General features: G+C 72.9%; 13 protein-coding genes. 6 read left to right on the top strand and 7 right to left on the bottom strand.

Going from position 1 to position 22099, the window contains the following annotated elements; all coding sequences use genetic code 11:
* Nucleotides 1-107 precede the first annotated feature (107 nt).
* From ACFSKW_RS22180 to ACFSKW_RS22165, 4 genes are all read left to right on the top strand, one after another.
* Nucleotides 108-1307 (top strand): hypothetical protein, encoded by a 1200-nt coding sequence (locus tag ACFSKW_RS22180; RefSeq protein ID WP_379574228.1) that lies wholly within the window; start codon nucleotides 108-110, stop codon nucleotides 1305-1307.
* The gene (locus ACFSKW_RS22175) at nucleotides 1304-2590 is read left to right on the top strand and encodes a hypothetical protein (RefSeq protein ID WP_379574227.1); all 1287 of its coding nucleotides are present in this window, start codon (nucleotides 1304-1306) and stop codon (nucleotides 2588-2590) included. Before ACFSKW_RS22180 ends, ACFSKW_RS22175 begins: the two co-directional genes overlap by 4 nt.
* On the top strand, nucleotides 2591-5716 hold the full coding sequence (locus ACFSKW_RS22170) for a coiled-coil domain-containing protein (RefSeq protein ID WP_379574226.1): 3126 nt from the start codon (nucleotides 2591-2593) through the stop codon (nucleotides 5714-5716).
* A gap of 97 nt (nucleotides 5717-5813) precedes the next feature.
* Nucleotides 5814-7109, top strand: a complete 1296-nt coding sequence (locus tag ACFSKW_RS22165) for a threonine/serine exporter family protein (protein ID WP_379574225.1) — start codon at nucleotides 5814-5816, stop codon at nucleotides 7107-7109.
* Nucleotides 7110-7526: 417 nt separating this feature from the next.
* Here the strand turns inward: ACFSKW_RS22165 and ACFSKW_RS22160 are convergent, their stop codons facing one another.
* The gene (locus ACFSKW_RS22160) at nucleotides 7527-9521 is read right to left on the bottom strand and encodes a citrate/2-methylcitrate synthase (protein WP_379574224.1); all 1995 of its coding nucleotides are present in this window, start codon (nucleotides 9519-9521) and stop codon (nucleotides 7527-7529) included.
* 38 nt (nucleotides 9522-9559) lie between these two features.
* On the opposite strand from ACFSKW_RS22160, the gene ACFSKW_RS22155 reads away from it, so the two are divergent.
* Nucleotides 9560-10783 carry a homocitrate synthase/isopropylmalate synthase family protein gene (locus ACFSKW_RS22155; protein WP_379574223.1) on the top strand — a complete coding sequence of 408 codons (1224 nt, stop codon included), beginning with the start codon at nucleotides 9560-9562 and terminating at the stop codon, nucleotides 10781-10783.
* 592 nt (nucleotides 10784-11375) lie between these two features.
* On the opposite strand, the gene ACFSKW_RS22150 is transcribed toward ACFSKW_RS22155, so the two are convergent.
* From ACFSKW_RS22150 to ACFSKW_RS22135, 4 genes are all read right to left on the bottom strand, one after another.
* Nucleotides 11376-12665 (bottom strand): MFS transporter, encoded by a 1290-nt coding sequence (locus tag ACFSKW_RS22150; RefSeq protein ID WP_379574222.1) that lies wholly within the window; start codon nucleotides 12663-12665, stop codon nucleotides 11376-11378.
* Nucleotides 12662-13033: a VOC family protein gene (locus ACFSKW_RS22145; RefSeq protein ID WP_379574221.1), complete on the bottom strand. Its 372-nt coding sequence runs from the start codon at nucleotides 13031-13033 to the stop codon at nucleotides 12662-12664. Before ACFSKW_RS22145 ends, ACFSKW_RS22150 begins: the two co-directional genes overlap by 4 nt.
* 169 nt (nucleotides 13034-13202) lie before the next feature.
* On the bottom strand, nucleotides 13203-17588 hold the full coding sequence (locus ACFSKW_RS22140) for an AAA family ATPase (RefSeq protein ID WP_379574219.1): 4386 nt from the start codon (nucleotides 17586-17588) through the stop codon (nucleotides 13203-13205).
* A complete protein-coding gene (locus ACFSKW_RS22135) occupies nucleotides 17588-18700 on the bottom strand; it encodes an exonuclease SbcCD subunit D (RefSeq protein WP_379574218.1) in 1113 nt (370 codons plus the stop codon). Before ACFSKW_RS22135 ends, ACFSKW_RS22140 begins: the two co-directional genes overlap by 1 nt.
* Before the next feature lie 121 nt (nucleotides 18701-18821).
* Here ACFSKW_RS22135 and ACFSKW_RS22130 point away from each other — a divergent pair, with 121 nt between their 5' ends.
* Nucleotides 18822-20315, top strand: a complete 1494-nt coding sequence (locus ACFSKW_RS22130) for an alpha/beta hydrolase family protein (protein WP_379574217.1) — start codon at nucleotides 18822-18824, stop codon at nucleotides 20313-20315.
* A 1-nt stretch (nucleotide 20316) separates the two neighbouring features.
* Here the strand turns inward: ACFSKW_RS22130 and ACFSKW_RS22125 are convergent, their stop codons facing one another.
* Entirely contained in the window at nucleotides 20317-21216 is a 900-nt protein-coding gene (locus tag ACFSKW_RS22125) for an alpha/beta hydrolase (protein ID WP_379574216.1), read from the bottom strand.
* 1 nt (nucleotide 21217) lies between these two features.
* Nucleotides 21218-22078, bottom strand: coding sequence for a crotonase/enoyl-CoA hydratase family protein (locus tag ACFSKW_RS22120; RefSeq protein ID WP_379574215.1), 861 nt, complete (start codon nucleotides 22076-22078; stop codon nucleotides 21218-21220).
* Nucleotides 22079-22099 lie beyond the last annotated feature (21 nt).

The raw sequence follows: 22099 nt of genomic DNA, 5'->3' as shown, positions 1-22099 counted from the left end.
GTCGCGATCCGCGCTGGTCGGGATGTTCGCGGCAGGGCCGACGCGCACGGGCTTCCCGATGTCGTCACCTGAGCGAAGTGTCGGTGGGAACCTCTACCTTAGAGCGCGTGTCCGAACAGCCCCTGACCCTCGACGCCGCCCTCTCGGAGGAGGCGGTGCTGTCCACCTACCGCAGGATGTTCGCGGCGTTGGCCCGCGACAGCGGCGCGGTGGTCGACGATCCCGCCATGGTCGACGTCGCCGAGACGCTCTTCGCCGCGTTCGCGGAGGCGGGTGAGGAGTGGTTGACGCACGAGCAGATGCGCTTCGCCTGCCGCGCCTTCCCCTCCGACCAGTTCGACAACAGGCTGCGCGTCCTCAAGGGCCTCGGCGCGATCCGCGAGGTGTTCCCCAAGCCCAACCAGCTGCGCTACCGGGCCTCCTTCACCAGCGTGGTCGGGCTGATGTTCATCCGGCGGATGATGGACGACGGCGGCCAGTCGGAGATGCACCGCCTGCTCGCGCTCGAGGACCTCAACGTCGCCGACCCGCGCACCACGATGGAGCAGGCCGGGCAGAGCGCGGCCAACCTGGCCAGGGCCTTCCGCCTGTGGGCGCTCGAGCTGATCACGCTCACCACCGGCACGATCGAGGAGCTGCGCGAGCAGGCGCCCAAGCTGTGGGGCACCGAGGAGATCGCCCGTCGCGCCCAGAACCTGCACGGCACGATCCTGACCCGCTGGCCCGAGCTCGACAGGCTCTGCACGGACCTGCGCGCGGCCATCTACGCCTACAGCGACGCCTCCCGCCGCGCGGCCGGCCGACTGGCCGACTCGGCGGGCACCACCCGCAACCTGACGCTGCTGCCGTCCGAGACCTGGCGCACCTTCTCGCAGACGGCCTCGAAGGAACGGCTCGCGGCCGTCCTCGACGGGTTCGTCTTCGACGCCCCCTCCCCCTGGCACGATCCAGCGGCGATCGTGCGCGCGGTCGACGAGAGCCCGCGGCCGGCCCCCGCCCAGCCCACGCCCCCTCGTTCGGACCTGCCCGACCCAGGGCCGTCCGGCTCCCTCGACCAGTCGCCCGGCGCGGCCGTCGAGCGGCTGACGTCGGTGGCCGAGTCGGTGCTCGGCGGCGCCGACAGGGTGGCACTGGCCGGGCTGCTGGGCTCCGACTGGGCCTCCGCCCGGCGCCTGCTGGCCGACCTGACCAGCGTCGATCTGCGTCCCGAGCTGCCCTACCGGCTCGTCTGGTCAGACGAGCTGACGGCCGATCCCTCTCACGAGCCCACGTGGCTGTCCCACGGCTTCCTGGAGCGCATCGCATGACCGCTTCCCTCGCCCACGCCCGCGCCAGGGCGGAGGGCCCGCTGCGGCTCGGCCACGGCGAGGCGACTCCCGCGGGCATGGTCCGGATGGCCGAGCTGGCCGTCCCCGTGTGGCCCGACGGGGTGACGCCTTCGCTGCTGGAGGAGCACCAGGTCGCCCCGCCCAGCGTCGAGCGGTCGGGTGAGACCAGGCGGGTGCTGGCGGCCTGCCTGAAGTGCTGCTGGGTGGACCTGTCCACCGATCCATGGCCAGGGGCGACCGCGCCGGTGGAGCTGGTGCTCGACACGTACAGGGCGCTGATCGGGCGGACCGACGACCTGATGCGCAACTGGGCGGTGGGGGCGCTGCGGCGGCTGCACGACTCGTCGTGGGTGGTCATGGCCGACGGGTTCGTCCGGCTCGGGCCGCGGTGCGCGACGTGGCCCGTGGAGTCGTACGGGCAGTTGAAGGAGCTGGTCAGGCGGCTGCCCGAGGCGGATCGGACGGCGCTGACCGTGGTCCGCGACGCCGATCTGGTCGCCGCGGCTCCTGGGGCGGTCGTGCCCGCTGCCCCACAGGAGACGCCCGCCATCCCGGCGGAAGCACCCGCCTCCCCCGTAGACGCTCCCGCGGCCGGTGACGCCACCCGCGAGATCGAGGTGCTCGGCGGCAGGGTCGAGACGGCCAGGGCCGAGTTCGACGACCTGCTCGACGCCTTCGACGAGCGGCGCAGGGCCGAGCTGGTGGCGGCGTTCATGGCGGTGGAGTTCGCCGCCGAGCCCGTCCAGGAGGCGCGTTTCACCGCGCTGAGGGACCCCGCGCTCCGCCGTACCCTCGCCGAGATGCTCGCCAGGCGCGGACGGACGCTGATCCAGCAACGGGAGCGGTGGATCTCGGGTTACGACGACGCCGTGGCCGTCAGGGCGGGCACGACGCTGGGCGAGAGCGAGCGCGCGGTGCTGACGCTGGTGCTGGTGCACTCGGTGGCGATCCCGCGTGCGGAGGGGCTGCTGCCCGAGGACACGTGGCTGTCCCCGCACGCCACTCCCGTCGACGAGCTGCGCCGCCACACCCAGCTGCCCATCGGCGAGCTGGAGGCCGCGCTGCGCACCTTGCGGCACGCCGGGCTGCTCTCGCAGGTCAAGGCGGGCGAAGAGGCCGGAGGTTACGTGCCGGGCCCGCAGTTCCACCGGCTCACGCAGGCGGCGCGGCGGCGCCTGCAGGAAGAGCTGATCCTCGCCGCGGGGCCGCACACGCCTCTGGCGGCGGCCGTACGAGCACAGCGGAAGACGGGGGACGGGTAAGTGGCTCTGGTGGAGAACGTCGTCGGGGATCGGGTGCTGATCGCCGTCCAGGCGGTCAACATCTCACGGTTGTCGACCCATCCGGTGCCGACCGTGCCGGGCACGTTGATCGTCGTGGCGGGCGCGGGGCCGAAGGACTCCAACGGCGCGGGCAAGTCGTCGTTCATCGCGTCGATCACGGCGCTGCTCGGGGACGAGCAGTGGCGGTTCGCGTCCGGCGCGAAGGCGGTGTCGGAGCTGCTGTTCAATGCCGAGCTGGCCAGCGGCGCCGGCGGACGGCAGTGGGCCAGCGCCGACCACGGCTACATCGTGGGCGTCTTCGGCCCCTCCTCGCACATGGACGGCGCCGCCCAGGCGAACGGCGCGGCGCACACGACCGGGGGAAGCGCGCTCGACTTTCTCAGCGTGGCGGGCGGTGCAGGGGACGGATCAGGAGCGGGCGCCCAGGGCGGCGGCCGATCGGGGACGTCAGGCCCGGGCGACGGCCAGATCGAGGTGGACGGATCAGGCGACGACGGGGAGGGGCTCTTCCCCGAGCCGGACACCGCCAACGGCCCGATCACCGTCTGGTTGCGGGTCAACCAGGAGGCGCCGCACCTGGAGATCCGCTGGCGCGACGGCGTCCACCTGGCCGCCGCGAGCTCCGAGGCCGAGCGGGTGGCCAGAGCGGACGAGGTGTGGTCGGCGCTGCCGAGGTCTGCGGGCCGCCGCGACGTGGTGGCCAGGGACCTCACCAAGGTCCTGTACGGCGACCGCGTGCGCTGTGTGTCGTTCCTGTCCACGTCGGTACGCAGCAAGGTGGCCACCAACCTGCTGTCCCAGCCGCTGAACGAGATCTCCCCCGAGCGGGTCTTCGAGGCGATCGCCGCGCTGACCGGCCTCGACGCCGAGCTGGAGCAGGAGCGTGAGGCGCGCCGCGACGAGCACGCCAGGCGGGTCAAGGCGGCGCAGGCGGGCGAACGGCTGGCGGAGTTCGAGGCGGAGTCGAGCGCGCTGCTGACCACGTTCGACCGCCGCGACCAGGCCAGGGTGCGGCTCGCGGAGGCGCTGCGCTGCTGGAGGGGACGGCAGGCGCGCAGGCTGGCCGACGCCGCCGATCGTGACGAGGCGTTCGCCGCCCAGCTCGAGACGCTGGAGGCGGCGCAGGAGACGGCGGCCGAGGCGATCGCGACGGTGCGGGCCGAGATCGCCACGCTGAAGGACGACACGCTCGACCGCAGGGTGGTCGAGGCGCGCAAGGAGCTGGCGGTGTTGCAGGCCAGGGCCGCCAAGCTCGACGCCGACCGGGCGGTGGCGGAGAACTCCGCCGACGAGCTGCGCGGCATGGTGCCCTCGCTGGAGGAGCGGCGGCGGCTGGCCGACGGGCGTGACGTCCCCACGGCCGAGCGGGAGCTGGCCGAGGCGCGCGGGCGACTGAACGAGGCGCTGAAGGCGCTCGGCGTGGCCGACCGCGAGGTGTCCTCGGCACAGGCCGCGCTCGACGACGCCGAGGGCGGGCCGGCCGCCGCGCAGCTCACCGCGCTGGCGGCGGCCGGGGTGGGCGCGACCGGCCTGCTCGACGCCCTGGACGTGGCCGAGCAGGCCCGCGACCACGTCGACCTGCGGGGCTGGCCGACCGAGCACGCGGTGGTCGTCGACGCGGCCAGGCTCGAGGCCGCCGCTGAGGCGCTGAAGGACCTGCCGGGCTCGGTGCTGGTCAGCTCGGCGGGCGTCAGCGTGGTCGGCGCGTTCGACGGTGTGGCCACCGGCAGGGAGGCCCGAATCAAGGCCGCGGAGCAGCGGCTCAACCGAGCCAGGGACGTTCAGGAGGGGGCGGCACAGGACGTCAGGGCGGGTGAGGAGCGGGTGGCCGAGGCGCAGCGGCGGCTCGACGGCGCCAAGGCGGGCGTGCGGCTGCTGGAGATCGAGCAGCGCCTGGCCGAGCGCAGGGCCAAGCTGGCCGAACTGACCGAGGCGCTGCAGGAGCTGACGCCGGCGGTGGCGGTCGCCGAGCAGCAGGCCGGCGCGCTGGACTTCCGGGCCCGCACCCGCGACATGGAGATCGAACGGCTGGAGGGCCGCAGGGCCAGGCACGAGTCGGAACGCGGTCAGGCGCGCGACGCGGCGGCCAAGGTCGCGGCCGAGCGTGCGGCGCTGCGCCTCGACGAACTGGGCAGGGAGTGGGGCGGTCCCCTCGACGAGGCCAGGGCATGGCTGACGGCGCTGCAGGAGGAGGAGCGTCCGCGCAGCGCGGAGGAATGGTGGCGGGTCGCCGAACGCCACCTCGACCAGGCCTTCCGCGACACCTTCCCCGGCGACGACGAGGAGGAGGTGCCCGAGGAGCTGCGCTTCCTGATAGGCGAGCGCACGGGCCGGGCGAGCAGGGAGCAGACGACGTTCGCGGCGGTGTGCGGGTCACTGGCCTCCTACCTTCGCGGGCAGGAGGAGTACGAGAAGCACCAGCGCCGCCAGATCGAGTCGCAGATCGTGACCCGGCAGCGTGACCTGGCGGCGGCGGAGAAGGGGGCCGAGGAGGCGGCGCAGTCGACGGCCGTGCACCGGGCGGCGCTGACGGCGGCGATCAAGGCGCGGTTGGCCAGGGTGGCCGAGGAGTTCGAGAAGCTCGACACGTCCTACGGCGGTTACGGCGCGACGCTGGAGTTCCCCGTGCCGCCCGCCCCCGCCGACCCCGAACAGCGCTGGCAGTGGCGGGTCACGCCGAAGTGGCGGCGCGGCGAGGGGCAGGGCTTCGTGCCGTACAACCGCAGGGCGAACACCGCGCTGATGGACGAAAAGGCGGTCAAGCTGGTGTGCGCGGCGGCCATCGCCTCCTCGGGCGGCGGCCACCTGTGCCTGGTGCTTGACGAGCTGGGCCGCAACCTGGGCAAGGAGCACCGCAGGGAGGCGGTGGCACTGTTCCGCAGGATCGGCGAGACGTACGGGATCACGGTGATCGGCGCGCTGCAGGACGACATGGAGCCCTACGCGATCGACGCGTGCGGGCAGTACATCAAGCTGCGCCGCAGCTCCGACGCGATGGCCTACAACGAGCCGCCGGTGATCGTCGGTCACGACGAGCACGCGGACCGGGTCCGCGCGCTGGCCTCGTACGTCAGCCGCCCCCAGGCTCTGGAACCCGCCCACTGACCGGCCGCCCGCCGCCCGCGACGCGGTGCATGGCGCGCGGTGGGGCGTTCCCGAGGATGTCGATCAAAGGGCGAGAGCGCGGGTATGACGCCATGCGATGACATACTCCGCTTCGGATGCCGAGGGGCATCGTGCCATGGCGCTGGCGTTGCGGGTCGGTGAGCTGTTGCTGGGCAGCGGCGAGGCGACCGAGAACGTCGCGGGCGCCATGCGCAGGATCCTGGAGTCGTACGGCATGCGCCAGGTCGAGGCGGACGTCAACCTGTCGGCGATCACGCTGTCGCACGTGCCCACCGACGGCAGGCCGCCCGCCACGGCCGAGCGGCGGGTGCGCCGGCGCCAGCCCGACTACGACCGGCTGATCGCCGTGCACCATCTCGTCGGCGAGGTGAACGCGCAGGACCTGCCGCTCGGCGAGACCGTCGAGCGGCTGAAGGAGATCACCAGGCGGGTGCGCGTCTACCCCGAGTGGGCGGTGGTCACGTCGTCGGCGCTGATCTCCTCCTCGGCGGCGGTGCTGATCGGCGGCGGCCCGACGGTGGCGGGGGCGGCGTTCGTGGCGACGGTGCTCGGCGACAGGGCGGGCGCATGGCTCGGACGGCGCGGTGTGGCCGAGTTCTTCCAGACGGCGGTGGCCGCCATGTTCGGCTCGGTGGTGGCGGTGCTGCTCATCTGGCAGCGCGTCCCCGTCGAGGCGTCCGCGGCGGTGGTCGGCGCCGTGGTCGCGCTGCTGCCCGGCAGGCCGCTGGTGGCGTGCGTGCAGGACGGCATCGCCGGCGAGTACGTCACGGCGACGGCACGGCTGACCGAGGTGGTGTTCATCGTGGCCGCGGTCATCGCGGGCATCGGCACGACGCTGACCGTCGCGGTCAGGCTCGGCGTGCCGATCACCGTGGACAGCGTGCCGTCGGCGCCGCTGTCGCTGGCGCCGGCCCAGCTGCTGGGCGCGCTGGCGCTGAGCCTGACCTTCGCGGTGGCGCTGCTGGTACCACCGCGCCACCTGCTGCCGGGCGCGTTGGGCGGCGGGCTGATCTGGCTCACGTTCGTGTCGCTGACCGCCCACGGCGTGCCGGCGCTCGGCGCGACGACGATCGCGGCGGCGGTGATAGGCCTGCTGGGCACCGCCTACGCGCGCAGGGTGCGAGTGCCGTCGGCGGTGTTCGTGATCCCGTCGATCGGACCGCTGCTGCCAGGCTCCGCGCTGTACAGGGGGATGCTGGAGCTGAGCCTCGACAACGTGCTGGCGGGCGCGCTGCACCTGGTCGAGGCGCTGTCGATCGCGGTCGGCATCGGCGCTGGGGTCATCTTGGGGGCCGAGATCCTGCGGGCCATCCGCGGGCGCGGCCTCGCCCGCAGAACCCGCCCCGCCGCCCGCCGCACCCGCGGCTACTGACCGCCGGGGCAGCGTCCCTGCTCTTGCTTGTCACCGAGGGCGAGGCTTTGCTGAGAGTGCGGGCACCCCGCCTGCCGCGCGGCCCTCCGCGCGTTCGGCCCAAGAGATCTCACCGCGATGTCTCGTGCCGGCGGCTCTCTCGGCAGGGTGTCCCGATGAAACGCTCTCATCGGCGCACCGCGCGGAAGCGCTCGCAGCCGGGCACCACACGGAAGGCTCGGGCTCTCAGCGGGACGCCACACAGAGAGCTCGGGCTCTCAGCGGGACGCCACACAGAGAGCTCGGACTCCCAGCCGGACGCCACACAGAGAGCTCGGACTCCCAGCCGGACGCCACACAGAGAGCTCGGACTCCCAGCCGGACGCCACACAGAGAGCTCGGACTCCCAGCCGGACGCCACACGGAGAGCTCGGACTCTCAGCGGGGTGTCGCGCGGAGGCGGAGGAGCGTGCCCTTGGCGTACTCCTCCATGGCGTGGGCCAGCCAGCCCGCGATCCTGGCCACCGCGAAGATCGCCTCTCCCGCGCCGGGGATCATGCCGCTCACCGCGACCAGCCCGGCGAGGGCGAAGTCGATGTTCGGCTCGGGCAGCCTTCGGCGGCGCACCTCGATCCTGAGAGCCCGGGCGGCGTCCAACCTGTCGTGCCCCGGGGCGGCGGCCTCGACCAGTTCCATGAGGAACGCGCCTCTCGCGTCGCCGTTCTTGTAGACGCTGTGGCCGTAGCCGGGGATGCGCTCGCCGCGCCGTATGCGGTCGGCGATCACGCGGGCGGCGCGGCCGGGCTCCGTCACCTCCGCCAGGAGTCGCTCGGCTTCGTAGGACGCGCCGCCGTGCAGCGGCCCGCCGAGGACGCCGAGGCCGGTGAGGACGACGGCGTAGGGGTCGGCCTTCGCGGAGGCGGCGACCCTGGCGGCGAGGGTGGAGGCGGCCAGTTCGTGGTCGGCCAGCAGGACGAGCGCCGCCTGGAGCGCGGCGAGCAACGCTGGGGTGGGCGGCGTCGGACACAACCGCGCCCACAGTCGATCGGCCACCCCGCCGTGACCCGTAGCCTCGGCGATGGGCAGGTCCGCCAGGTCCTCCGCCACCCGAAGGCGTTGATCAGGGGTGGCCGGACCGGCGGCGAGGGCGTCCACGGAAGGCAGACGACCGGAAGGCCGCGCCGTACCCTCCGACCCCGAAAACGGCTGACCGGCCTGGCTCAGACCCGTCGCGAGCGGACCTCCCGTCGCGGACACATCGCCCGTCGGGGAAACATCGCCAGTCGCGGACATACCGCCCGTCGCGGACAGACCCTCCGCCGCGGGCACACCACCGGTCGAAGACACACGGCCCGTCGCGGACATACCGCCCGTCGCGGACACACGGCCCGTCGCGGACATACCGCCCGTCGCGGACATACCGCCCGTCGCGGACATACCGCCCGTCGCGGACACACCGCCCGTCGCGGACAGACCCTCCGCCGCGAGCGGACCGCCGGTTGCGGGCGGCCCGGTCGAGGACAGACCAGCAGCGGACTGACCGGTCGGCCGCAATCCCGCGGAGGTCGCCTGGCTGGCGGAAGGTAGGCCGGTCGGGCCCACGCCCGCGGACGGCAGGTCGGTCTGAGCCCGGCCCGCAGCCGGCAAGTCGGTAGGGACCAGACCTGTGGAGGGAAGACCAGTCGAGAGCTGGTCGGCGGGGGACCGGCCAGCGAAGGACTGGCCCGCGGAGGACTGCTGAGCGGAGGTCTGGCCCACAAAGGACTGGCCCGCGGAGGACTGCTGAGCGGAGGTCTGGCCCACAAAGGACTGGCCCATGGAGGACTGGCCCGCAGAGGACTGCTGGCCGGAATCCTGGCACGCGGAGGACTGGCCGGCGATGGGGAGGGAGTCGATCAGGCCTGCGATCAGTCGGCGGCCCGTGGCGGCGACCGAGGCGGGGTCGAGCTGGTAGCGCAGCGAGTCGATGGCGCCGAGCACGGTGGTGCTCACCTGGAGCCTGTCGATCGGCAGCAGCCCCTCTGGCAGCGCCAGCTGCGCTGCGACAGCGGCCCGCACTCCCTCCGGGTCGCCCGCCCACTCAAAGGGGGCGGCCCGAGCAGGTTCCCCCGTCCAGAGCCACTCGGCGACGCTCTCGAAGGCCGCTGTCCGCGCCAGCTCCAGTGCATCGATCCCGCGATAGTACGGCCGGTCGACGCCCAGCGTCGTCACCCGCGACTCGATGACCAGCTCCGGCGGCTGGTTGCGCGGGCGCCCTCGCCTGGCCAGTTGCTCGACCTCGGCCAGGGAGAACAGGCTGCGTCGCCCGTCGTCGGCCCGCCTGCGTCTCAGCACGCCACGGCTCACGTAGGCGTACAGGGTGGCAGGCTTCACCCCGAGCCGTTCGGCGGCCGTCCCCGCGTCGATCCACTCGTCCAAGTTGATGAAAATCAATATTGATCCACCTTGATAGACGATGTCAACGTGGCGGCATGCCTCGTATTCACTTCCTTGACGTCACCAACAGGGACGGCGTGCAGACAGCACGGACCGGCCTGTCAAAGTTCGGCAAGACCATGGTCAACTTCTATCTGGCGAAGTTGGGCGTGGCGCAGTCGGAGGTCGGGTTCCCGTTCCTGTTTCACGAGGTCCCGTACGTGAAGGCCCAGGTCGCCCTCGTGGAGGCGGGCGCTTTCGGCGAGCTGCGGCTGTCGGGCTGGTGCAGGGGCGTTGCTGGCGACGTCGAGAAGGCGCTCCCGCTGGGCCTCAGGCACTACAACCTGTCCATCTCGACCTCCGACTACATGATCCAGAACAAGTTCAGGGGCAGGCTCGACCGGGCCGCCATCATCAGGGAGATGAGCGCGGCCGTGGCCGTGGCGAAGGCGGGAGGCGCCGAGACAGTCGGAGTCAACGCCGAGGACGGCTCGCGCACGGACGACGGGTTCCTGCTGGAGTTCGCGCTCGCGGCCAAGGAGGCGGGCGCGGACAGGGTCCGCTACTGCGACACGATCGGCGGCGACACCCCCGGCAGGATCCGCGAGCGCTTCGCCAAGCTGGCCGCCGCCACCGGCATGCCGATCGAGACGCACTGCCACAACGACTTGGGCATGGCGGTGGCCAACTCGGTGTCCGGCGCACTCGGTGACCTGGAGGCAGGACAGGACGCGTGGATCAACACCTGTGTCAACGGGATCGGCGAGCGCTCTGGCAACGCCGACCTGCTCTCGACGATCCTGGCCTTCAGGCACGGCTTCGGGCTCGCCGCGGAGATCGGCGACGCGCTCGACCTTTCGTGGGCGCGCAGGTTCTCGATGTGGGCGAGTTACGCCTTCGGGCAGGCACTGCCGTTCAACCAGGTGGGGGTGGGTGCGAACGCCTTCGCGCACGAGTCCGGCATCCACGCCGACGGCGCGCTGAAGGATCACGGCAACTACGAGCTGTACGACGAGAGCACCCTCGGCCCCTTCCCTGAGGACTGGCACGCGCGCAGGGGGCGCGTGGTGCTGACCGGCGAGTACGGCGGGAAGGCCGGGTTCCGTCACGTCATGGACGGGCTGGAGGCCGAGGTGAAGGAGGAGGAGCTGACGTTCGAGCTGGTGCAGCTCTGCAACGCCATGACAGGCAGGCCGTTGACCGACGACGAGCTCCGCCTGATCGCGGCCTACCCTCGTGAGCTCTCCCTCCTGTTCCCCGGCCAGGTCAGCGTCAGCTGATCGCGGCCGACCCTGGCGTGCTGCCGCTCCCGTTCCCCGGTCCCGCTCCAGCTCACCCACTACGAGGTGGAACGGCCTGCGGGCTGCTGCCGGGGATCGCGGACAGCGGGGCTGGCGGACGGCGAGCAGCCAGGCGACGCGTGGGGCCAGGAGCAAACGGGCGGGCCAGGAGCGACGGGCGCCGAGCGGAGGTCACGCGCCGGACGGGTCGGGAGCGGGCGGAGGTCACGGCCGGACGGACGGCAGGCGCCGGAGGGTTGGGAGCCAGACGGAGGTCACGCGCCGGACGGGTCGGGAGCGGGCGGAGGTCACGGCCGGACGGACGGCAGGCGCCGGAGGGTTGGGAGCCAGACGGAGGTCAGGCGCCAGGCGGGGCGGGGAGCCGGACGGGGGGCAGACGCCGGGGGCGGGAGCCGGGCGGGGGCACGCGCTGGACGGAAGGCAGGCGTCGAGGGTTGGGAGCCGGGCGCGGGCGAGCAGTCGAGGCAGGCCGGGAACAGCGGGCGAGCAGTCGGGGCAGGCCCGGGACAGCGGGCGAGTGGGGGCGGGAGTGGGCGGTACCCGATCGGTTTCGCACGCGTCGCCGACCGGGTCACCACTCGGCTTCTGACAGCTCCAGCGTGCCCGTCTCCGGCAGGGCGAGCAGGCACAGCAGGCTGAGCACGGCCATGGCGGAGACGTACACGCCGACGTAGAAGACGGGCAGCCCGCCGGCCTGCATCTGGGTGGCGATCAGCGGCGGGATCGCGCCGCCGAGGACGCCGCCCAGGCTGTAGGCGACCGACGCGCCGCTGTAGCGGTACTCGGTGCGGAACAGTTCAGGCAGGTACGCGCCCATCGGACCGAAGATCAGACCCATCAGCGCCAGCGCGCCGGCGAGCGCGAGCCCGACCAGCGGTACGGAGGCGGTCTCCATCAGCGGGAACATCGCCAGCCCCCACCCGATCGCACCGGCGGTGCCGACGAGGAGCGTAGGGCGGCGGCCCACGCGGTCGGAGACCAGCGAGGAGACGACCGTGCCCGCGGCCATGAACACCACGCCGATCATGGTGAGGGACAGCATCGTGGTCCGCGGGATCTTGAGGGTGGCGGTGCCGTACGCCAGGCAGTAGGTGGTGGCGGTGTAGAAGAGGGTGTAGGCGATGACCATCGCGCCCGCGCCGAGCAGCACCCGGCGCCACTGGTGGCGCATCAGGCCCGCGAGCGGCACCCTGGCGATCCTCCGCTCCTCCATCGCCGGCTGGAAGACCGGCGTCTCGGAGATCTTCAGCCGGACGTACAGGCCGATCGCCACGAGCACCAGGCTCGCCACGAACGGCAGCCGCCAGCCCCAGGTGAGGAACTCGTCGTCGGTGAGCAGGCCACCGAGGATGAGGAAGAGCCCGTTGGCGGCGATGAACCCGACCGGCGGTCCGAGCTGGGGGAACATCGCGTAGAGGCCGCGCCGGCCCGGCGGCGCGTGCTCGGTGGCCAGCAGCGCGGCGCCGCCCCACTCTCCGCCCAGCCCGATGCCCTGGGTGAAGCGCAGCAGTACCAGCAGCACGGGCGCGGCCACGCCGATGGCGGTGTATCCGGGCAGCAGGCCGATCGCCACGGTGGACAGGCCCATGAGCAGCAGCGAGACGACCAGCATGGACTTGCGTCCGACGCGGTCGCCCCAGTGTCCGAAGATCGCCGAGCCGAGCGGGCGCGACACGAACGCCACGGCGAAGGTCGAGAAGGCGGCCAGGGTCCCGGCCAGCTCGTCCATCTCGGGGAAGAAGGCGGTGTTGAGCACCAGGGCCGCAGCGGTGCCGTAGATGTAGAAGTCGTAGAACTCGATCGCGGTGCCGATGAGGCTGGCGGCGGCGATGCGCGTCCTGGTCGGCCGCGGCGTCGTCACTCGTGACTCAGGTCGATGACGCAGAACCTGTTGCCTTCGGGATCGGCCAGCACCACGAAGTCGGCGTTGTCCGGATACAGGTCCCACTGCACCAGCTCGGCGCCCAGCGCCACCAGCCGCTCGACCTCTTCCCGCTGCTCCTGTGTGGTCTCGGCGAACAGGTCCAGGTGGATGCGCGGCACCTGCTGCACCGGCGAGGAGCTGAGCCCGAGCGCCACCGGCACGCCCAGGCCGTTCACCGGATCGAGGATCGTCCATGTGTCCGTCACCGCGCCGGCGCGGGGGATGTAGTGCAGCGCCTGCGTCCAGAACCGTACGGCCCTCGGCATCTCCGTGACGCCGAGCACCACCTGTCCAATGCTCACCATGGACCCATCCTGTCAGGCCAGGGCGCATGGCAACGCTCCATCACGGGTTGGCCGCCCGGCTCCTCCTGCCGGCCGTTGGTTCGCCTCGCGCGTCACCGCGTCGAGGCCGGGTGCCGTCACGCCGTCGACGCGCGCCCCAGCAGACTCGGCAGACCGCGACGGAGGGCGGTCAGGGGGCGGTGACGGTGAGCGTCGATCCCTCCCGCGCTTTGGTGACCTTGAGCTGCGCGGGGATCCTGGTCCGCAGCTCGCCCACGTGGCTGACGATGCCGACCGCCCTCCCGCCGTCGCGCAGCCCGTCGAGGATGTCGAGCACGCCGTCGAGAGTGTCCTCGTCGAGGGTGCCGAACCCCTCGTCCACGAACAACATTCCGATCTCCGCGCCGCCCGCCTCCGCGCTCACCACGTCGGCCAGGCCGAGTGCCAGCGCCAGCGAGGTGATGAAGCTCTCGCCTCCCGACAGCGTCGCGGGGTCACGGTCGACACCCGTCCACGCGTCGAGCACCCGCAGCCCGAGCCCGCCGCCCGCCCTTCCGCGCGCGCCCGCCGTCTTCCGCAGGTCGTGCTGGAGCTGGTAGCGGCCGCCCGACATGTGGTCGAGGCGCTCGTTGGCCGCGTCGACGACCTGCCTGAGCCGCTCCCCCAGCACGTACGACGACAGGCTCATGCTCCACTGGTTGTCGCCCGAGGTGCCGCTGGCCAGCGCGGCCAGCCGTTCGGCCAGCCGGTGCCTGTCGGCGGCGGGCTGCCAGCGGCCCAGGCGCGCCGCCAGCTCCTCGTGCAGCTCGGCGAGCCTGCGCACCCGCCGCTCCGCCCTGTCACGGGCCGAGGCGAGCGCGGTGTGCGCCCGCTCCGCCTCCTCCCTCGCGAACTCCATCGCCGCCAGGTCGGGCGCGGGCTCCGCGGCGGCGGCGACCAGCTCGGGGTCGGCCAGTGTGCGTGTCACCGCGGCGTGCGCGGCGTCCAGCTCGCGCAGCCGTTCGGCCTTCTGCTCCCTTTCCTCCGCGGTTCGTACGGCAGGCAGCACGTCCGCCACGTCCACGAACCCCTCCGCCACCGCCGCCTGTTCCGCCGCCTCGACGGCCGTACGGTGCTCGGCGGCGGCGGACGTGGCGGCCCGCGTCGCCTCGTGAGCCTCGCGGAGCAACTGCGCCTCCTCGCGCAGCCGGTCGAGCCTGGCGGCGAGCGTCGGGTCCGCGCCCCTGGCCTCGTCGATGCGGGCCGCCAGCCGGGCGGCTTCCGCTTCGAGTTCGTCGGCTCTGGTACGGCCCGCGGCCAGCCGCAGGCCGAGCTCGCGGAAGGCCTCGGTGGTCCTGACGTGTTCGTCGGCCAGTTCGGCCGCCCGCGCCGCGAGCCGGGGGTGCGCGGCCGCGGCCGCCCGCAACCTGACCGCCTCCCGGTCGGCCGCCTCGAGCTCAACGGCGGCCCACTGCCTGGTGGCCTCGGCGGCTCGCTTCGTCGGATCGTGGGACGTGGCCGCCGCCATCGCCGTTCGTGACGCGGGGGTACCGGCGAGCGGGGGCGGGGTCAGGAGGCGGGCGAGGGTGTCGAGGGCGTCGTCGAGCCGTGCGGTGATCTCACCCATCCGCTCGGCCGACCGGGCCAGCCCCGCCAAGAGGAGGATCTCGCCATCGAGCCGCCGCCTGCGCGCACCGAGGCTCGCGTCGACGCCGCGCGCCGCTTCCAGCCGGGCGTGGATGCGCTCCCGCTCCCCCGCCGACGCCGCGAACCCCGTCCGCGCCTCCGCGAGCCGCCGTTCCGTCTCGTGGAGCTGGTCGCGGGCCTGCTCCAGCTGCGACTCCAGCGCCAGCGCGGCCCGCTCGCACGCGGACTCCTCTGCTGCCCATCCTGTCAGCGTCGCCACCTCGTCCTCGGCGGCGGCCAGCTCGGCCTCGGCCTCCTCAGGCGCGGGAGCGTCGGCGAGCTCGTCCAGCCGCGAGGAGAGCGAGGACAGCAGGCCGTCGGCCGCCTGCCGGTCGGCGAGCGCGGCGTCGTAGGCGGCCTGCGCCGCGCTCTCGTCGTCGGCGGCGTAGGCGAGCTCGGCGGGAACGGCCGGCGAGGGATGTTCGGCGGACCCGCACACCGCGCACGGCTCGCCCTCCGACAGCTCGGCCGCCAGCTCCGCCGCCATCCCCTCGATGCGGGCCTGGCGCACCTCCTGCAGCCGGTCCCGCAGGTCCTGGGCCTGCTCGACCGCCGTGGCGAGGGCGGCGCGCGCGGCCTCCGTCTCGCCCTCCAGCTCGTGTCTTCGCCCCGCCACCGCGAGCAGGGACGCCGCCGCGTCACGGGCGGCGATCGCGGACGGCAGGCGTCCCGCGGCGGCGCGCGCCTCCGCCAGCCGTGCGGTCACCTCGTGCAGCGCGTCGGGCACCTCGTCCACGGCCGCGCGGCACGCGCCTTCCTGCTCGGCGAGCGCGTCGAGTTCGGCGGTCAGTACGGCGAGCCGCGCGTCGAGCTCGGCCAGCCTGGACTCGTCGGCGCGCAACCCCTCAAGGGCGGCGAGCTGGTCGCCCATGGCACGTTCGGCCAGCAGTGCCCGCTCCCGCACGACCCCGGCTGCCACGTCACCGCCGATGAGCGACCTCAGCTCGTCGATCCCGGACCTCGCGAGAGAGCCGTCACCCGTGTGAACCGTCGTGGCCGCCGACTCTTCGAGGTCGGAATCCCGCGCGGGTACCGCCGGACCCGCCGGATCGACGCCGATCCCTCGCCGGCGGGCCGCGGGGTCCTTCAGGTCGGCGTCGGGGCCGCTCAGCCTTGTCGCGAGGTCGGTGAGCGCGTGGGTGAGGGAGGGATCGCGCAGGCGGGTCGCCAGGTCCGTCTGGGCGGCGGCGAGATCGGTGATCAGGCGGTCGCGGCGTTCGATCGCCTCGAGGCGGCCGGCGGCGGAGGACCTCGCGACCTCGGCGGCGGGGATCATGGCCGCGTCGAGTCTCGCCTTGGCGGCGGCGTCGTCCGCCGCCTTCACCAGATCGGGCAGTTCGTCCAGGCGGGTGGCCGCGGCGCGCTCCCCGGCGGACAACATCTCGATCTGCTGGCCGACCTCGCGCAGGTCACGCCGGAGCCGGGCGAGCCTGCTCTCGTCGGCGAGCAGTTCGGACACCCTGGTGATCTCGGCCAAGCGCTCCCGCTCGAGCCCGGCGAGCACCTCGGGGTCGACGGTGGACTGGCCAGAGCCCAGGCGCGGGTCCCCGCCCGAGTGTGAGTCTGCATCCGCATATGGGGCCGAGCCCGAGCGTGAGCTTGTGCCTGGGCGAGGGCCGGAGGTGAGCGGGCCGAGCAGCGGCGTGGCGCGGGCCACGGCGTCGGCGGCCAGCCCCCTCGCCTTTCCCGCCGTCGCGGCACGCTGGCGGGCGGCGTTGATCAGGGGAAGGACGCGGTCGGCCCGTGCCGCCTCGTCGAGAACGCTCAGCAGGTCCGAACGCTCCTCCGCCCGGTCGTCGAGCGTCCGGCGCAGCGCCACCGCTTCCGCGTGGCGGCGCTGCCGCTCGGCCAGCGCGTTCGCCCGCTCGAACCTGTCGCGATGCTCCCGTACCGCCGCCTCACTCGCGGCCCATGCCTCGGTGGCCCGCCCCACGACCGCTTCGGCCGCCGAGCGCAACAGGCCCGACCACGCCAGCGGGTCGCTGTCGGCCGTCGGAACCGCGTCGCCGTCGGAGCCGGGGCGCGGGACAGGCACAACGGCCTGCGGAACCTCGGCGCGCGGGGCGGGAACGCTGTGGTACCGGGCAGGAACCTCGCGAGCGGTCTGCGAGGGCATGGCAGGAACACCGTAAGCGCCGTCCGGGGCGGGGTCCGTGGGAGCGGTGAGCGGGACGGTACCAGGGACCACAGGGGAGGCAGCGTCGAGGGGCGACGTCCACGAGGAGGCGGTCGACAGGACGTCGCCCGCGGCCTCCTCCAGCCGCTTCACCGCGTACTCGACCTCCTGCCGCCCCTCCTGGGACTCCCGCCACGTCTGCTTGCGCCGCTCCGCCAGCCACGCCTCGGCCGCGGTGAACACCTTCACCGTGAACAAGCGCTCCAGCAGCCGCCGCCGCTCCTCCCCGTCCGCGCGCAGGAACCGCGCGAAGTCGCCCTGCGGCAGCATCGCGACCTGGCAGAACTGGTCGGCGTTCATCCCGAGCAGCCCGCCCACCAGGTCGCCCGCCTCGTCGGCGCGCGTGGTCAGCCCCTGCCAGTCGTGCCCGCGCAGCCGCTCGGAGACGATGACCTTGGCCTTCTCCTCGGTGACCCCCGCGCCCCTCAGTTTGGGACGCGTCCAGGCGGGCGAGCGCTGGATGCGCAGCAGCCGGCCCCGCAGCGTGACCTCCAGCGTCACCGAAGGCCCGACCGAGGGCGGCGCGTGGTCGCAGCGCAGGCTGCGGGCGCTGTTGCGCTGCCCTGGCACCACGCCGTAGAGGGCGAAGCACAGCGCGTCGAGCAGCGTGGTCTTGCCCGCGCCCGTCGGCCCGTGGACGAGGAAGAGGCCCGCCTCCGCCAGGGCGTCGAAGTCGACGGTCTCGGTGCCGGGGAACGACCCGAACGCGGTGAGGGTCAGCCGGTGCGGCCGCACTAGACCATGACCTCCTTGGCCCTCGACGCTTCGACGGCCTCGCGCAGCAGGCGCTCCTCCATAGCGTCGGCGGGCTCGCCCCTGACCTCGCGGACGAAGTCGAGCGCGACCTCCGCCTCCGGCCGGCCCGCCAGCCGTACGGCCTGCCTGGCGGGGGCGGCGCCCTGCGGGTCGAAGGCGAGGGCGAGCGTGTGGGGGAAGCGGGCGCGCAGCCGGTCTATCGCGGACTTGGGCCGCACCGCGTCGGTCAGCGTGACGTGGAGCCAGTGGTCCTCGCGTACGGCGAGCGCGGGGTCGGCGAGCAGGTCGTCGAGCGTGCCGCGCAGCCTGCCGACAGGGCGTGGCACCGGAGCGGGGACGAAGTCTGCCCCAGGGGAGCCGACCGTCACCAGCCACGAGCCCTTCACGTGGTCGGCCTCGGAGAAGGAGTAGGCCAGCGGCGAGCCGGAGTAGCGGACGTGGTCGGCCATCCGCTGGCGGCCGTGGAGGTGGCCGAGCGCGACGTAGTCGACCCCCTCGAAGGCCGCGAGCGGCACGTGGGCGACGCCGCCGACGCTGATGTCGCGCTCGCTGTCGCTGGCCGCGCCGCCGGCCACGAAGGCGTGGGCGAGCACGACGGAGCGGCGGTGCCGTACGGCGTCGGCTCTGATCAGGCCCATCGCGTGGGAGAGGGCCGCGGTGTGGCTGCGCTCGGACAGCTCCCACGGACCGCGCACCAGCTCGGGCTCCAGGTAGGGGATGCCGTAGAGGGCGACGTCGCCGATGACCACAGGCTCCCACGCGCGGGACGGGTCGGTGCGCAGGTGGACGCCGGCCGCGTCGATGAGGTCGGCGCCGAAGCCGAGGCGGCGGGCCGAGTCGTGGTTGCCGCTGATCATGACGACGCGGGCGCCGGCGGACACGAGCCGCCGCAGGGCCTCGTTGCACAATGCGACCGCGTCGACGGGCGGCAGGGCCCTGTCGTAGACGTCGCCGGACACGGCGACGACGTCGACCCGCTCGGCGCGCACGGTCTCGACCAGGTGGTCGACGAAGGCCGCCTGCCCCTCGATGAGGCTCTCGCGGTGGAAGGACCTGCCGAGGTGCCAGTCGGAGGTGTGCAGGAGGCGCATGTCGCAGGAAGCTAACAGTTCTCACCGACAAAAGCAGGCTCAACGACACCGCGAGCATCGGCAGGGCCGCCGGGAGTAGGCTGAAAGATCAGCGGGCACACCACATCACATGGAGAGGCCGATGCGACCCGGCCGAGGCACTTTGAGCGTGGCGGTCGGCCTGGTGCTGATGGCTCTCGCCACGGTTGGTTACGCGCTGCCTCCTGCCTTCGATCCCCCGCCCCTGGCGGCAGACCCGGTGTTCCAGTCGCTGCCGCCGCAGCCCGCGATCGAGACGCGGCCCGTGCGGGCGACCGGCGCTTTCCGCGTCGAGCGGTTCTCGGTCCCCGCCGAGGGCCAGTGGCTGCACGGCACGATCAGAGCCCCGATGACGCCGGGCAGGCACCCGGCGATGGTGTTCGTGTCCGGGTCCGGCAACGGCTCGAGGGAGGAGTTCGCCCCCCAGGCGGAGTTCCTCGCCAGGGCGGGCGTGGTGACGCTCGCCTACGACAAGCGCGAGGTCGGTTACAACTTCCGCAGCAGGGACTTCGGCCTGCTCGCCGACGACGTGCTGCGCATGGTGGATCACCTGCGTGCCAGGCCGGACGTCGATCCGGCGCGCACCGGCGTGTGGGGGGTCAGCGAGGGCGGCTGGGTGGTGCCGATCGCCGCGGCCAAGAGCTCGGCCGTGGGCTTCATCGTGCTGATCTCCTCGCCGAACGTCTCCCCGCTGCGCCAGGTCGCGTGGGCGCTGAACGAGCAGTTGCTGCGCCTGCACGCCCCGATCGGCGCGCGTGACCTGCTGACCAGGGCGATGGGCGGCGTGGGCTTCAACTTCCTGCGCTACGACGCGATGCCGGCGCTGGAGGGGATCAAGCAGCCCGTTCTGGCGTTGTACGGCACGGCCGACCCGTCCATCCCGTTCGTGGAGAGCACCGAGGCCCTGATCAAGGGCTTGGCCAAGGCGGGCAACGACAGCTACACGATCCGCTACCTGGCCAGGGCCGACCATGCGATGCGCATCGGCGGCGGCCCGTTCACCCCCGGCTACCTCGACACGCTCGGCAACTGGATCCTCGGACTGTCCCACACGGCCAAGCCCGCGATCCACCTGGCGGGCGCCACGCCTGTGCAGCGTTTCGAGGCTAGCGACGTGCCCGCCGCTCCCTGGTACGCGGGCGGGGCGATGCTCGGGCTGACGATCTGCCTCGCGGCCGTCGGCTACGTCGCCGGGCCCGTCGCGGTGATGTTCGTACGGCTGCGCGGCCGCCACACGACGCTGGAGGAGACCAACGCCAGGCTGTGGCCGCCGATCAGGCGCAGGCTGCGGAGGATGGCGTGGACGGGTGTCGGACTGCTGGCCGCGGTGCTCGCCTTCATCACGCTCCTGGTGATGTTCTCGATCAACCAGGCGGGCGCGTGGCCCGCCGTGCTGGCCGGGTGGCTGGTCGTGCGGGTGCTGGCCGTCCTCATGCTGTTGCAGGAGGTGACGGCCGTGGCGGCGGTCGTGTCGGGCCTGCGCGAGGGCATGCGGCCGAGCAGGTGGCAGCACGTGGCGATCGCGGGCGTGCTCGGCGGCACGGGCCTGCTGCTGGTGGCCGCCGCCTACTACGGCCTGTTCGCCTTCCCCTGGTGAGTCACAGGTAGGCGCGCTGCCATCGCTCGATGTGGTCGAAGACCTGCTTGCGGACGGGCTCGGCCGACAGCACCAGGTCGTGGACGCCGTCCTGGACGCGGACGCAGGTGACGTGCGGGCCGACCGCGGTGGACCAACGGGCGATCTGCCGCGGGTCGAGCACGATGTCGGCAGAGCGCGCCTCGGGCACGAAGTCGCGCACGCGCAGGCCGGTCGAGGAGGCCAGCACCAGCACGGGGACGTCGACGGCGAGCCCGCGGTGCAGGCGGCGCTGCGCCCTGCGGATGGCGGCCAGCCACGCGGCGTGCACGTCGAACCCGCCGATGGGCTTGAGCTCCAGGTCGAATTCCCATTCGCCGCCGTGGTCGCGGTGGATGCTCTTGCCGTACGCGGTGCTGACGCCCAGCGGCAGCGGCCGCGTGGTGTAGGACAGGGGCGTCTTGAGCAGGTCGGCGGCCAGCCGCAGCGGAAGGGGGACGTTGAGGTCGAAGAACGGGCTGTTGAGCACAAGCCCGTCGACCAGGCCCCTGCCGCGCACCCTGTCGGCCCACAGCGCGGCGACCAGCCCGCCGGTGGAGTGGGCGTTGACGACGAGTTCGTCGTGGCTCTCGCGGATGATCCGTACGGCCTGGTCGATCTCGGGGAAGTAGTCGGTGACGCTCCTGATCAGCCCCCTGGTCTGGTGCGGCAGCAGCGACCTGCCGTACTTGCGCAGGTCGAGGGCGTAGAAGTCGACGCCCTGATCGAGGTAGAAGTCGGCCAGGTGGTCCTGGAAGAAGTAGTCGGTGAAACCGTGGAGGTAGAGGACCGCGCGGCGCGAGCCGGCTGTCCTGGAGAGCAGGGTCGCGATGACCTCGCCCTCGAAGTCGGCCGGCAGCTTCAAGACCGTTGTCTCGTACACGCTAGACACCATAGGGATTCTCGGGCCAGAACGGCACGTCAACTTCGCTCACCTTCATGGTGAAGCGCGCGGGGCGCTTCTCCAGGAACGACGTCACACCCTCGATCGCGTCCGCGCCGCGGCCGAGGTCGAGCATGAGCCTGGAGTCGGCCGCGTGCGCCTCCCACGGCGAGATTGCCGACAGGCCCGACCACATCAGCCGCCTGATCGCCGCGACCGAGACGCCCGAGGTGTTGTCGGCGATCTCGCGGGCGAGCGCGTAGGCGGCGGGCAGCAGTTCACCGGCCGGGTGCACCTTGGACACCAGCCTGCCCTCCAGCGCCTCGGCGGCGGAGAAGACGCGGCCCGTCGCGGCCCACTCCATCGCCTGGGAGATGCCGACGATCCGCGGGAGGAACCAGCTGGAGGCGGCCTCGGTGACGATGCCGCGACGGGCGAAGACGAAGCCGAACTTCGCGGTGTCGGCGGCGATCCGTACGTCCATCGGGAGCGTCATCGTGACGCCGACGCCGACGGCGGGGCCGTTGACGGCGCCGATGACCGGTTTGAGCGAGGCGGCGATGCGCAGGGCGACCGTGCCGCCGCCGTCGCGGGGCACGCCGTCGATGTTCTCCTGATCCTCGTGGTCGCCCGCGCGGGTGAAGGTGTCGCCGCCTCCGGCCAGGTCGGCACCGGCGCAGAAGGCCCTGCCCGCGCCGGTGACCACCACGGCGCGGACGGCGTCATCGGTATCGGCCAGGTCAAAAGCTTCTATCAACTCACGCCGCATGGTCAGAGTGAACGCATTCAGGCGTTCCGGGCGATTCAATGTCAGGGTGGCGATTCCATCGGCTACGCCGTACTCGATCTGAGTGAAGGGCATGGACCGAATGTTATTCGGTCG

Origin of the sequence: Nonomuraea mangrovi (assembly GCF_042681425.1) — a bacterium.
GTDB lineage: Bacteria > Actinomycetota > Actinomycetes > Streptosporangiales > Streptosporangiaceae > Nonomuraea > Nonomuraea mangrovi.
The sequence above is the reverse complement of the archived record's forward strand: the minus strand, read 5'-3'. Positions and strand labels throughout refer to the sequence as shown.

Excerpts from the sequence above, each read along its gene's own strand:
- ACFSKW_RS22175 (WP_379574227.1), top strand. The coding sequence starts at position 1,304 with ATGACCGCTTCCCTCGCCCACGCCCGCGCCAGGGCGGAGGGCCCGCTG.
- ACFSKW_RS22165 (WP_379574225.1), top strand. The coding sequence starts at position 5,814 with ATGACATACTCCGCTTCGGATGCCGAGGGGCATCGTGCCATGGCGCTG.
- ACFSKW_RS22135 (WP_379574218.1), bottom strand. The coding sequence starts at position 18,700 with ATGCGCCTCCTGCACACCTCCGACTGGCACCTCGGCAGGTCCTTCCAC.
- ACFSKW_RS22130 (WP_379574217.1), top strand. The coding sequence starts at position 18,822 with ATGCGACCCGGCCGAGGCACTTTGAGCGTGGCGGTCGGCCTGGTGCTG.
- ACFSKW_RS22155 (WP_379574223.1), top strand. The coding sequence starts at position 9,560 with ATGCCTCGTATTCACTTCCTTGACGTCACCAACAGGGACGGCGTGCAG.
- ACFSKW_RS22145 (WP_379574221.1), bottom strand. The coding sequence starts at position 13,033 with ATGGTGAGCATTGGACAGGTGGTGCTCGGCGTCACGGAGATGCCGAGG.
- ACFSKW_RS22120 (WP_379574215.1), bottom strand. The coding sequence starts at position 22,078 with ATGCCCTTCACTCAGATCGAGTACGGCGTAGCCGATGGAATCGCCACC.